Genomic DNA, 11,906 nt, shown 5'->3' with positions numbered 1-11,906 from the left:
TTACACCCGCGAAACGCTCAGCCCCGGTGCACGCGGCGGATCAGGGCGTTGCGCAACCCCGCGGGGGCGGGCAGCTGCACCTCGCGCGACCAGTACCCCACGCGGTCGTCGGCGCCGTACCCGCAATACGTCATCTCGATGACCGGCAGGCCCGGCCGGGTCTGCAGGGCCTCGGCGCGCTCGGCGTCGAGGGCCACGGCATCCACCCACATCGTCTCCCACGCCACCTGCACGCTGTTGCCGGCCTCGGCCAGGTCGAACACCGGCAGGTGCGGGTCGAGGTCCGCCTCTCGGGTGACCGGGATGAGGTCTTCGGCGAGGGCGTAGGGCCGATCGTCGACGCTCCACATCTTCACCGTGCGCAGCACCTCGGTCCCGTCGGGCAGGTCGTCGAAGCGGGAGGGGGCGGATGCCAGCGTGCGGCGCTCCGCCGACACCACCTGCAACCGCGGCTCGTACCCCGCCGCGCGGATCGACAGGGAGTGGTCGAACTGCTCGTCGATGCGGCGTCCCACCTCGGGCAGGCGCCGGTTGGCGGTGGTGCGGGTGCCCTGCGTGCGGTGGACGTAGCCGCGCTCCTCGAGGCGGATCAGCGCCTCGCGCACCGAGGCGCGGCTCGCGCCGGTCAGCTCCGCCAGGCGCGGCTCCGACGGCAGCGTGTGGTCATCGGTGTTCCAGAGCGCCAGAATGCGGTCGATGACGGGATCTTGATCGGGTGCGCGCACACGCCCATCTTCTCCGATCGGCGCGAGAGCGAGGTCACGGCGACGGCGACCGCAGGGCGACCAGCGCGTCGGCCCGGCTCGAGACGCCGAGCTTGCCGTAGATCGACCGCACCTGCGACTTCACCGTGTTGACCGAGACCCCTCGTCGCTGCGAGATCTGCGTCAGCGAGAGGTCGGAGAGCAGCATCCGGGCGAGCTCGCGCTCGGCGGCGGTGAGGTCGATGCGTCGCTCCTTCTGCGAGGGTGCCGTGGGCAGGGGGAGGGCCGCGCGGGCGGAGTCGACCATCACCCGCAGGGCCGGTCGTTCCGCCTCGACGAGGTCGAGGAGGCGCTCGGCCTCGCCGCTGAGGATGAGCAGGAACGAGATCTTCGAGCCGCCGGTGCGTTCGATGAGGGTGAGGGCGGATGCCATGCTCGCAGCGGCCCGCTTCTCCTGGCCCAGGCGCAGCAGGGCGACCGCGCGCCGGCTCAACAGCGCCGACAACGGGGAGAGGCAGTGGTCGTCCATCGCGACGCAGGCGTCGGTGGAGTCGATGAGCTCCTGGTCGCGCCCGAGCTGCAGCAGCACGGTGGCGCGCTGCGATTCGAAGCAGATGGCGTGGCCGGGGTGACTGACCCGATCCGCGATCATCGCGAGGGCCTCGCCGTACTCGCCCTGCACGGTCAGCAGACCGCTCGTCATGCTCACGAGTCGTTCACGCATGAGCCGGTAGCTGCGGGTGCGGCCCGAGCCGTGCAGTAACTGCCGTGCCTTCGCCAGGGCGATCGCGATGTCGCCCTGCAACCACCGGCCGACCACCCGCATGACGCCGGCGGAGAACCGCCAGTAGGGGTCGTCGGGTCGCGCCCGCTCGAGCTCGTCGGCGCTCGAGAGCAGGGGAGCTGCGTCTGCGTGTGCCACCCCGATCAGCGACTCCGCGAACAGCAGGCCGTGCGAGATCTCGCTCGCATCCCACCCCTCGCCGTGGAACAGCCCGCGTGCTTCGGCGACGATCCCGCCCGCCTCACCGAACTCGCCATTGATCGCCAGGGCCTCGGCGTGGGTGGCGAGGGCGCGGTACCTGTCGCCCGGCGAGTCGGCGAACAGCAGCGCCTCGGCGGCGTAGCGGGCCGCCACCTGGGGGCGGCCGATGGCGTTCAGATACTCGGCGGCGCTCGTGAGCAGTTCGGCGCGCGCCGAGGCCGGGAGCGACGCGGGCCGGGTGAGCCGTGCGTCGTCGAAGTAGCGCTCGATGAGCGCGATCCCCTCGCCGAGGGCGTCGGTGCGGGCGCGCGCGACCAGGGCCGCCGAGAGCAGTCGCGCCTGCGGCTCCGTCCACGCCCGCGGAGCGGGGCCCAGGTCGACCTCGGCCAGCAGCGCGAGGTGCCTCAGCAGGGGGACGCCGTTGCCGGGGGCCAGGCGCGGTGACACATGGACGGCAGCGGCGCGGACGGCCGCGGTACCGCCGCCGTCGTTCTCGCTCATCCCGCCCCCGTCGCGCGTGGGGCCGCTTGTTCTCCCCCGAACCCTTCGAGATTACGTCGTCGGCGGGGGTGAGCGGGTCAGACGGAGGCGTTCACCACGGCCGCGATCGCCGAGGTGAAGAAGCTGAGTCCGTCGACGCCCGAGCGCATCGCCGCGGAGGTGCCGGGGCCGAAGCCCGGTTCGACCGCGTGCTCGGGGTGAGGCATGAGGCCGACGACGTTGCCGCGTTCGTTGGTGAGGCCGGCGATGTCGTCGAGAGAGCCGTTGGGGTTGACGCCCAGGTAGCGGAAGGCGACCTGGCCTTCACCGTTGACGCGGGCCACGGTCTCGGCATCCGCGATGTATCCGCCGTCGGCGTTCTTCAGCGGGATGACGATCTCGTCGCCCTCGGTGAAGTCGCTCGTCCACGCGGTCGACGCGTTCTCGACGCGCAGGCGCTGGTCGCGGCGGATGAACTGCTGATGCGCGTTGCGGATGAGACCGCCGGGCAGCAGGTGGGCCTCGACGAGCATCTGGAAGCCGTTGCAGATACCGAGCACGGGCATGCCCTTGGCGGCGGCGTCTTTGACCTCGGCCATGATCGGCGCGAAGGCGGCGATGGCGCCGGCGCGCAGGTAGTCGCCGTAGCTGAAGCCGCCCGGCAGCACGAGGGCATCGACGCCCCGGAGGTCGTGCTCGCCGTGCCACAGCGCGACGGGCTCGCCGCCGGCGAGGCGGATGGCGCGCTGGGCGTCGCGGTCGTCGAGCGACCCGGGGAAGGTGATGACCCCGATGCGGGCCGTCATTGCACGACCTCGATGTTCACGACGTCTTCGATGACCGCGTTCGACAGCATCTCGTCGGCGAGCTCGCGCGCACGCGCCAGAGTGGCCTCGTCGACCTCGCCCTCGACGGTGAGCTCGAAGCGCTTGCCGATGCGCACGTCGGAGAAACGGGTCTCACCGAGCCGCGACAGGGCGCCGGCCACGGCCTTTCCCTGGGGGTCGAGAAGCTCGGCCTTGGGCATGACGTCGACGACGATGGTGGGCACTTCAGCTCCAGATGTCGGGTGGCGTTGTGACGCCCAGTCTACGGGAGGCCCCGGTCGTCCCCGTCGCACTGCGCGGAGGCTCTCCAGCCCCGTGGGTGAATTCCGATAACGATCCGGATGCTTTCGCTTGACCTCATGGGAGCGATCCCATAGCGTCGACTCTCGATCGGTGAGAGCGCTCCCAAACATTGTGCGGGAGCATCCCACAGCACCGGTCCGCACCCACCACAAAGGAGTGATCTGTGAAAAACCGCGCCCTGCGTCGTGTGGCCCTCGTCGCCGCCGTCGCCTCCACCTCCGCCCTCGTCCTCGCCGGCTGCTCCGGCGGAGGCGCCGCCTCGGGCGGCGACGGACAGGTGACCCTCACCGTCGCCACCTTCAACGACTTCGGATACACCGACGCGCTCCTGAAGGAGTACACGGACGCGCATCCGAACGTGAAGATCGTGCACAACAAGGCGGCGACCAGCAACGACGCCCGTGCCAACTACTTCCAGAAGCTCGGCAAGACCGGCCTCGCCGACATCGAGGCGATCGAGGTCGACTGGCTGCCCGAGGTCATGGAGTACGCCGACCTGCTCGCCCCCGTGCCCGACGACCTGAAGAGCCGCTGGCTCGACTACAAGGTCAAGGCCGCGACCAGCACCGACGGCAAGCTCATCGGGTACGGAACCGACATCGGCCCCGAGGGCGTCTGCTACCGCTCCGACCTGTTCGCCGCCGCGGGCCTGCCGACCGACCGTGAAGAAGTCGCGAAGATGCTGCAGGGCGACTGGTCGACCTACTTCGCCGCGGGAGACAAGTACGTCGCCGCCACCGGCAAGGCCTTCTTCGACTCCGCCGGCGGCACCTACCAGGGCGCCATCAACCAGGTCGAGGACGCCTACGAGAACCCCGCGAACGGCGAGATCACCGCCACCACGAACCCCGAGGTCAAGAAGATCTACGACGAGGTGCTCAAGGCGAGCGCCACGCAGTCCGCGCACCTGGGCCAGTGGTCCGACGACTGGATGGCCGGGCTCTCCAATGGCGCCTTCGCCACCATGCTCTGCCCGGGCTGGATGCTCGGTGTCATCGAGGGCAACGCCCCCGAGGTCAAAGGCTGGGACATCGCCAACGTCTTCCCCGGCGGCGGCGGCAACTGGGGCGGCTCGTACCTGACCGTTCCCGCGAACGGCAAGAACGTCGCGGCCGCGCAGGAGCTCGCCGACTGGCTGACGAGCCCCGACACCCAGATCAAGGCGTTCGAGAACGCGGGCACCTTCCCGAGCCAGACCGAGGCGCTCAAGAACGAGACGCTGCTGAGCAACAAGAACGCCTACTTCAACGACGCCCCGGTCGGCCAGATCCTCACCGATCGCGCCGAGGCCGTGAAGGTGTCGCCGTACAAGGGCAAGTTCTACTTCCAGATCAACGACGCCATGCAGAAGGCGCTGACGCGAGTCGAAGACGGCACTCAGGATGCCGCGACCTCGTGGCAGCAGTGGGTGACCGAGGTCGACGCCCTGAAGTGACCGACGCGGGCGGATGCCGGGGGCTGCAGCAGCGGCCCTCGGCATCCGTCCCTCGTCTCGAGGAGGAGACACCATCGTGACAAGCACACTCGAACGGCCCACCCGGTCGGCCTCGGCGCCCACCGGCGCACGGCAGCCGCGACGCATCGGCTTCGGCCAGCGGCGCAGTGCGTGGGACCTGAAGTTCTCGCCGTACCTCTACATCTCGCCGTTCTTCATCCTGTTCGCGATCACGGGCCTCTTCCCCATCGCCTACACGGCCGTGATCTCGTTCATGGACTGGGATCTCGTCCGCAACTCGGGCCACTTCATCGGCTTCGACCAGTACACGTGGGTGCTCTCCCAGCCCAAGTTCTGGGTCGCGCTGCGCAACACCTTCAGCATCTTCCTGCTCTCCAGCGTCCCGCAGCTCATCCTCGCGATCTTCATCGCGGCGATGCTCGACCAGAACATCCGCGCGAAGACGTTCTGGCGCATGAGCGTGCTCATCCCCTACGTCATGGCTCCGGTCGCGGTGGCCCTCATCTTCAGCAACATGTTCGGCGACCAGTACGGCGTCGTGAACACCACGCTGCAGAACCTCGGTCTTCCCGCCGTCCCGTGGCACTCCGACGCCCTCGCCAGTCACGTCGCGATCGCCACGATGGTCAACTTCCGCTGGACCGGCTACAACACCCTGATCCTCCTCGCGGCGATGCAGGCGATCCCGCGCGAGTTCTACGAGGCGGCCACGGTCGACGGCGCAGGCAAGGCGCGTCAGTTCTTCTCGATCACCCTGCCGAGCCTCAAGCCGACGCTCATCTTCGTGATCATCACCTCCACCATCGGCGGTCTGCAGATCTTCGACGAGCCCCGCATGTACGACCAGTACGGCACGGGCGGCGCCGACAACCAGTGGCTCACCGTGACGCTGTGGCTCTACAACATCGGATGGGGCGAGTGGAACTTCGGCCGCGCGGCCGCCCTCGCCTGGATCCTCTTCATCATCATCTTGGCCATCGGCGCGATCAACATGTTCGTGACCCGTTCGCTCGTGCGCGACGAAGGCGGTCGCGACCAGCGCTCCCGCCGCGAGCGCCGGGCTCAGGCGCGCGCTGCGAAGCAGCGTCTCGAGGCCGATGCCGATCGCCGTTCCACCCCTCGAAAGGAGGCGCGTCGATGACCGCCGTCACCCCGGCCCCCGTGCCCGTGATCGACCGCGACCTGCCCGCACGTGGGCGTCGCCGCCCGCGACCGGTGCGCGGCTCCCGCCCCGGCTGGATCGTCTACGCGAGCCTCGCTGCGGTCCTGTTGGCCAGCATCTTCCCGTTCTACTGGTCGCTGCTGATCGGATCGGGCGACGCCTCCACGGTCCGCGACCCGAACATGTCGTGGATCCCGGGCGGCAACTTCTTCGCCAACGCCGCGGCGGTCATGGGCGACCCGGCCGTCAACTTCTGGCCGGCGCTCCTGAACTCCATCATCAGTTCCGCCCTCATCGCGGCATCCGTCGTCTTCTTCTCGACCCTCGCGGGCTGGGCGTTCGCGAAGCTGAAGTTCCGCGGCGGTCCCTGGCTGCTGCTGTTCGTCGTCGGCACGATGGCGGTTCCGATGCAGCTGGGCGTGGTGCCGCTGTACATCCTGTTCAGCGAGCTCGGGTGGACCGGACAGCTGGGCGCCATCATCATCCCCGCGCTCACGAGCGCGTTCGGGGTGTTCTGGATGACGCAGTACCTGCGTCAGGCGGTGCCCGACGAGCTCATCGAGGCCGCTCGCGTCGACGGCGCGACCTCGTTCCGCACGTTCCTCACCGTGGGCGTGCCGGCGGCGCGCCCCGCGGCCGCGATGCTCGGACTGTTCACGTTCGTCAGCGCGTGGAACAACTTCTTCTGGCCGTTCATCGTTCTCGACCGCCAGAACCCGACGCTGCCGGTGGCCCTGTCGCTGCTGCAGTCCAACTACTTCGTCGACTACTCGAAGGTCCTCGCGGGCGTGCTGCTGTCGACGATTCCGCTGCTGGTCTTGTTCGTGTTCGCGGGCAAGCAGCTGGTCAGTGGCATCATGCAAGGGGCGGTCAAGGGATGACCCTTGCGCCCACGGAAGGAACCCGAACCATGTCCGACGCCCGAGCCTTCCCCCAGGGCTTTCTCTTCGGTGCCGCCACGGCGGCCTACCAGATCGAGGGGGCGGCGTTCGAAGACGGCCGCACCGCGTCGATCTGGGACGCCTTCAGCCGTGTTCCGGATGCCGTGATCAACGCCGACAACGGCGATGTCGCGTGCGACCACTACCACCGCTATGCCGGCGACGTGCAGCTGATGAAGCAGCTCGGCCTGCAGACCTACCGCTTCTCGACGTCGTGGTCGCGCGTGCGCCCCGACGGCGGAGCGCTCAACCCGAAGGGCGTCGACTTCTACAAGCGTCTCGTCGACGAGCTGCTGGGCGCCGGCATCCTGCCCTGGCTGACCCTCTACCACTGGGACCTGCCGCAGGCGCTGCAGGATCGCGGCGGCTGGACCGTGCGCGAGACGGCCGACCGCTTCACCGAGTACGCGCTCGACATGCACGACGCCCTGGGCGACCGCGTCGACGTGTGGACGACGCTCAACGAGCCGTGGTGCTCGTCGTTCCTCAGCTACACCGCCGGTGCGCACGCTCCGGGCCACTACTCGCAGGCCGAGGGCATGCTCGCCGCGCACCACCTGCTGCTCGGGCACGGTCAGACCGTGCGGGAGCTGCGTGCGCGCGACGCCTCGCTGAACCTGGGGATCACGCTGAACCTCACGGTGGCGGATGCCGTCGACCCGGCCGATCCCGCCGACCTCGACGCCGCGCGGCGCATCGACGGGCAGTTCAATCGGTGGTTCCTCGACCCGGTGTTCCGCGGCACCTACCCGGCCGACATCATCAAGGACTTCCGAGACACCGACGCCGAGGCCGTCGCGCGCTGGCAGGAGGCCGTTCAGCCCGGCGACCTCGACGTCATCTCGACGCCCATCGACTCGCTCGGCGTGAACTACTACCACGGCGAGTACGTGGGCGGCACGCCCCCCGAGGTGGACCCGCCCGCCGGCGATGCGCCCACCCCGCGCCCGATCGGCAAGCCGTTCCCCGCCAGCGAGAACCTGTACTGGCACGACCGTGGCCTCTCGCGCACCAACATGGGCTGGGAGGTGCAGCCCGAGGGGCTCACCCGCCTGCTCGAGCGCGTGAGCGACGAGTACGCGGCCGAGGCCGGCGTGGCGCTGTACGTCACCGAGAACGGCGCCTCGTACGACGACGAGCCGGTCACCGAGGCGGGCGAGACCCGCGTGCACGACGCCGAGCGCGTCGAGTTCGTCGAGGCGCACCTGGGAGCGGTGCTGGATGCCGTGGACAAGGGCGTCGACGTGCGCGGCTACTTCTACTGGTCGCTCATGGACAACTTCGAGTGGGCCTGGGGCTACGCCAAGCGCTTCGGCATCGTCTACGTCGACTACGCCACGCAGGAGCGCACGATCAAGGACTCGGGGCTGGCGTACGCGCGGGTCATCGCGCAGCGCGCGCTGGAGCCTGCCGTCGTCCGCTGAGTCGGAAGAGCGAGGGCCCGGCCACCCACCCAGGGAGCCGGGCCTTCGTTGTCGGTGCCAGCTGATGCAGCGTCGTGATCCGGCCTCGCGCGTGGTCATGGGCCAGAGACATACGGTGTAAGTTTGGCCTGTTCCCGTACCCGGGTGTCGCTGCGCGCAGCGCTCTCGCCCGCAGTACGCTCGCACTATCGCGGGGCCGGTCACCACCGGCACCCGTGCAGAAGCCGTCTCACCGGCCCCCGAAGGAGGGAAGCGTTGGATCTCGCACCCGCGCGGGGCGCCGCCACGATCGAAGAGGTCGCCGCGCGCGCCGGAGTGTCGCGCTCGACCGTGTCGCGCGTCGTCAACGGCTCCACCGCCGTCTCGCCATCGGCGCTCGAGGCCGTGCGTCGAGCGATCGACGAGCTGCAGTACGTGCCCAACCGCGCGGCGCGCTCGCTCGCGAGCAGGCAGACCCGCGCCATTGCGCTGGTGATCCCCGAGCAGACCGACCGTTTCTTCGGCGACCCGTTCTTCGCCTCGATCGTCGCAGGCATCGGCGAGGTGATCGGCGAATCCGACTACATCATGAACATGCTGATCGCGAGCGACGACGCCAGCGCCAAGGCGCTCGGATACCTGCGTAGCGGCAGCGTCGACGGCGCGATCGTCGCCTCGCACCACACCAGCGACACCTTTCTCGACCGGGTCGCCGACGTCGTGCCGGTCGTTTACGGCGGACGCCCCGCGCGCATCCGCTCGGACGATTACTACGTCGACGTCGACAACGTCGAGGGCGGCCGACTCGCGACGGCCTACCTGATCGAGCGCGGACACCGGCGCATCGCCACGATCTCGGGACCGCCCGACATGCCCGCGGGCATCGACCGTCTGAAGGGCTTCCATGCCGCGATGACCGAGGCCGGCGTGACCCCCGTGGCCGTCGAGAACGGCGACTTCACCGAGTCGGGCGGAGCGAGTGCGATGACCCGCGTGCTGTCGGCGGGCGAGAGGCCGGACGCCCTCTTCGTCGCGAGCGACCTGATGGCGCGCGGCGCCTACGAGGTCTTGCGCGAGAAGGGCATCGAGCCCGGTCGCGACATCGCCGTGATCGGCTTCGACGACTCGGCCGTGTCGACCGCGGTCTCGCCGGCGCTGACCACCGTGCGTCAGCCCTCGCTCACGCAGGGGCGGCACATGGCATCCGTTCTGCTCGACATCCTCGCCGGGCGGCCCGCCGTGCACGCCACGATCCTGCCCACGGAGATCATCGAGCGCGCCTCGGCGTGACCGTCACGCCCACTCGGCGGTGTCGGGGTCGATGCCGTGCGCGCGGGCGCTCGCCTCGATCGCCTCACACAGCCACGTGGCCAGGCCCGGACGCACGCGGTCGTAGTGCGCGGTGAATCGCTCGTCGGCCACGTACATGTGCCCGAGGTGCACGTGCATCTGCCGCGAGACCGGGTAGAACGCCGACAGGGCCTCGCGGTGACGCTCGACGAGGGCGGCCGCCGTCGCCTCTTCGGGGCGGATGCCGGCGGCCATCGCCGCGCCCAGCTCGGCCTCCACCCCGGCCAGCGTCGACGTGACCGCCGCCCAGTCCTCCGCTCCCCGCGAGGCGGAGCGCTCGGCCGCCTGCTGCCACTGCGGCGACGAGCCGTGGGCGTCGCGCGCCTCGGCCGGCCAGTCGGTGTTCCAATCGGGGCCGAAGACCGCCCTCTGCTCGTCGGGCGAGAGCAGGACGCCGTGCTTCTGGGCCTCGATCATGCGGCCGAGGTCGTCGTCGAGTTCGCGGAGCTGGTCGATCCGCTGCGCGAGCTGCGCCCGCTGCACCCGCAACTGCGCCGAGACGTCGTCGCCGGGCTCGTCGAGCACCGCGCGGATGGCCTCGAGATCCAGGCCCAGTTCGCGGTAGACGACGATGCGGCGCAGGCGTTCGAGGTCGGCATCCGTGTACAACCGATAACCGGCGGCCGAACGCGCGGCCGGACGGGCCAACCCGATCTCGTCCCAGTGGTGCAGGGTCCGCACCGTCAGCCCGAGCTGCGCAGCGGTCTCGCCGACCGGCAGCCCGTCTCGTGTCATGGCGTTCATCATGCCGACAAGGCTGCGCCCTCACGTCGCGTGAGGGTCAAGCCGTCCGTCACGAGAACAGGGGATGTCACGAGAACAGGAGGTTCCGGCCGACATCGTCCTGTTCCGGGCGCGGAGCCTGTTCTCGTGACGACGCCGGGCGCGGACGCCGCTCAGCGGGCGTCGGGCAGCGGCCGCTGGTACACGTCGGGGATGTCGTCGCCGTCGGCATCCACCTCTTCGTCCTGCTCCAGCTGCTTGTAGCGGCGGTTGCGCACCAGCAGCACGGCGGAGGCGAAGACGGATGCCAGGAGCGAGGCCGCCATGATCGCGATCTTCGCGTCGTCGGTGTGCGGAGAGCCCCCGGGGAAGCTCAGCTCGGCGATCAGCAGAGACACGGTGAACCCGATGCCGGCGAGCAGGCCGACCCCGGCGAGGTCGATCCACTTCAGCGCCGGGTCGAGGCGCACCTTCGTCACGAGGGTGAGCACCCGCACGCCCAGCAGGATGCCGATCGGCTTACCGAACACGAGGCCGGCGACCACGCCGATGGTCACGGGGTCGGTGAGCGCGCGCATGATGCCGTCGCCCCCGCCGACGGCGACACCCGCGGCGAAGAACGCGAAGATCGGCACCGCGATGCCGCTCGAGAGCGGGCGGAAGCGGTGCTCGAATTGCTCGGCGAGGTCCATGCCGTGGTGCTCGGGCTGACGCCGCGAGGCGGCGACGGGGATGGTGAAGGCCAGGGCGACACCGGCGATCGTGGCGTGCACGCCCGACGCGTGCAGGAACGCCCACGCGGCGAAGCCGATCGGCAGCAGCACGACCCACGCGCCCCACGCGTGGCGCGCGAACCAGGCTCGAGCCCGGTGCGCGATCACGCCGTAGATCACGACGAGCACCGCGAACACGGCCAGGGGCAGCAGCGAGATGTCGCTGGTGTAGAAGATCGCGATGATCGCGATGGCGATGAGGTCGTCGACCACCGCGAGGGTCAGCAGGAAGATGCGGAGCGGCCCGGGCAGGTGCGAGCCCACGAGGGCGAGCACGGCGACGGCGAACGCGATGTCGGTCGCGGTGGGGATCGCCCATCCGGCCAGCAGGCTCGGCTGCGTGTGCACGATCGCGACGTAGATGAGCGCCGGAACCGCGACGCCCGCGAACGCCGCCGTGACCGGGACGATCGCGGTGCCGAAGCGGCGCAGGCTGCCGCTCACGATCTCGCGCTTGAGCTCGAGGCCGACCATGAAGAAGAACACCGCGAGCAGACCGTCGGCCGCCCACGTTCCCAGGCTCAGGTCGAGGTGCCACGGCTCGTAGCCGATGCGGAAGTCGCGCAGCGCGAAGTAGGCGTCGGATGCGGGGGAGTTCGCCCAGATGATCGCGATGATCGCGGCGACGACCAGCAGCATGCCGCCGACGGATTCGCGGCGGAGCAGCGTCGTGACGCGGTGGACTTCGCGGTAGCCGGGCCAGCTCGGCGCGCGGGTGGTGTCGTGGCTCATGAGGCCTCCTGAGGGGTCGATCGACGAAATGTCGACCAGACTTCCCGACGCACCGAGACCCAGTTTA

General features: G+C 69.8%; 11 protein-coding genes. 5 read left to right on the top strand and 6 right to left on the bottom strand.

Going from position 1 to position 11,906, the window contains the following annotated elements; genetic code table 11:
• Positions 1-17: 17 nt before the first annotated feature.
• The 4 genes from RWH43_RS04460 to purS all read right to left on the bottom strand — a co-directional run bounded on the left by RWH43_RS04460 (position 18) and on the right by purS (position 3,220).
• Positions 18-725, bottom strand: a complete 708-nt coding sequence (locus RWH43_RS04460) for a GntR family transcriptional regulator (RefSeq protein ID WP_222123898.1) — start codon at positions 723-725, stop codon at positions 18-20.
• Between the two features lie 34 nt (positions 726-759).
• Positions 760-2,190, bottom strand: a complete 1,431-nt coding sequence (locus tag RWH43_RS04455; RefSeq protein WP_144830360.1) for a LuxR family transcriptional regulator — start codon at positions 2,188-2,190, stop codon at positions 760-762.
• A 77-nt stretch (positions 2,191-2,267) separates the two neighbouring features.
• Entirely contained in the window at positions 2,268-2,975 is a 708-nt protein-coding gene (purQ, locus tag RWH43_RS04450) for a phosphoribosylformylglycinamidine synthase subunit PurQ (protein WP_316000762.1), read from the bottom strand.
• Positions 2,972-3,220 (bottom strand): phosphoribosylformylglycinamidine synthase subunit PurS, encoded by a 249-nt coding sequence (gene purS, locus RWH43_RS04445; protein WP_144830354.1) that lies wholly within the window; start codon positions 3,218-3,220, stop codon positions 2,972-2,974. The genes purQ and purS overlap by 4 nt, the downstream gene beginning before the upstream one ends.
• Before the next feature lie 242 nt (positions 3,221-3,462).
• Between purS and RWH43_RS04440 the strand changes: the two genes are divergently transcribed.
• The 5 genes from RWH43_RS04440 to RWH43_RS04420 all read left to right on the top strand — a co-directional run bounded on the left by RWH43_RS04440 (position 3,463) and on the right by RWH43_RS04420 (position 9,551).
• Complete coding sequence (locus tag RWH43_RS04440; RefSeq protein ID WP_144830351.1) at positions 3,463-4,734, top strand: ABC transporter substrate-binding protein; 1,272 nt, start codon at positions 3,463-3,465, stop codon at positions 4,732-4,734.
• Positions 4,735-4,810: 76 nt separating this feature from the next.
• A complete protein-coding gene (locus RWH43_RS04435; RefSeq protein WP_230704046.1) occupies positions 4,811-5,896 on the top strand; it encodes a carbohydrate ABC transporter permease in 1,086 nt (361 codons plus the stop codon).
• Positions 5,893-6,798, top strand: coding sequence for a carbohydrate ABC transporter permease (locus RWH43_RS04430; RefSeq protein ID WP_154096865.1), 906 nt, complete (start codon positions 5,893-5,895; stop codon positions 6,796-6,798). Before RWH43_RS04435 ends, RWH43_RS04430 begins: the two co-directional genes overlap by 4 nt.
• Positions 6,799-6,827: 29 nt before the next feature.
• The gene (locus RWH43_RS04425) at positions 6,828-8,282 is read left to right on the top strand and encodes a glycoside hydrolase family 1 protein (RefSeq protein ID WP_230704047.1); all 1,455 of its coding nucleotides are present in this window, start codon (positions 6,828-6,830) and stop codon (positions 8,280-8,282) included.
• 255 nt (positions 8,283-8,537) lie between these two features.
• Positions 8,538-9,551: a LacI family DNA-binding transcriptional regulator gene (locus RWH43_RS04420; RefSeq protein WP_144830339.1), complete on the top strand. Its 1,014-nt coding sequence runs from the start codon at positions 8,538-8,540 to the stop codon at positions 9,549-9,551.
• A gap of 3 nt (positions 9,552-9,554) precedes the next feature.
• Here RWH43_RS04420 and RWH43_RS04415 read toward each other — a convergent pair whose 3' ends face one another.
• Together RWH43_RS04415 and nhaA are read right to left on the bottom strand one after the other, a co-directional pair.
• Positions 9,555-10,346, bottom strand: a complete 792-nt coding sequence (locus tag RWH43_RS04415; RefSeq protein ID WP_230704048.1) for a MerR family transcriptional regulator — start codon at positions 10,344-10,346, stop codon at positions 9,555-9,557.
• 161 nt (positions 10,347-10,507) lie between these two features.
• The gene (gene nhaA / locus RWH43_RS04410) at positions 10,508-11,839 is read right to left on the bottom strand and encodes a Na+/H+ antiporter NhaA (protein WP_316000761.1); all 1,332 of its coding nucleotides are present in this window, start codon (positions 11,837-11,839) and stop codon (positions 10,508-10,510) included.
• Between the last annotated feature and the right edge of the window lie 67 nt (positions 11,840-11,906).

The sequence above is a fragment of the Microbacterium algihabitans genome (assembly GCF_032464975.1).
Lineage (GTDB): Bacteria > Actinomycetota > Actinomycetes > Actinomycetales > Microbacteriaceae > Microbacterium > Microbacterium algihabitans.
Note: the sequence above shows the minus strand (reverse complement) of the source record. Positions and strands in the feature narration are given on the sequence as shown.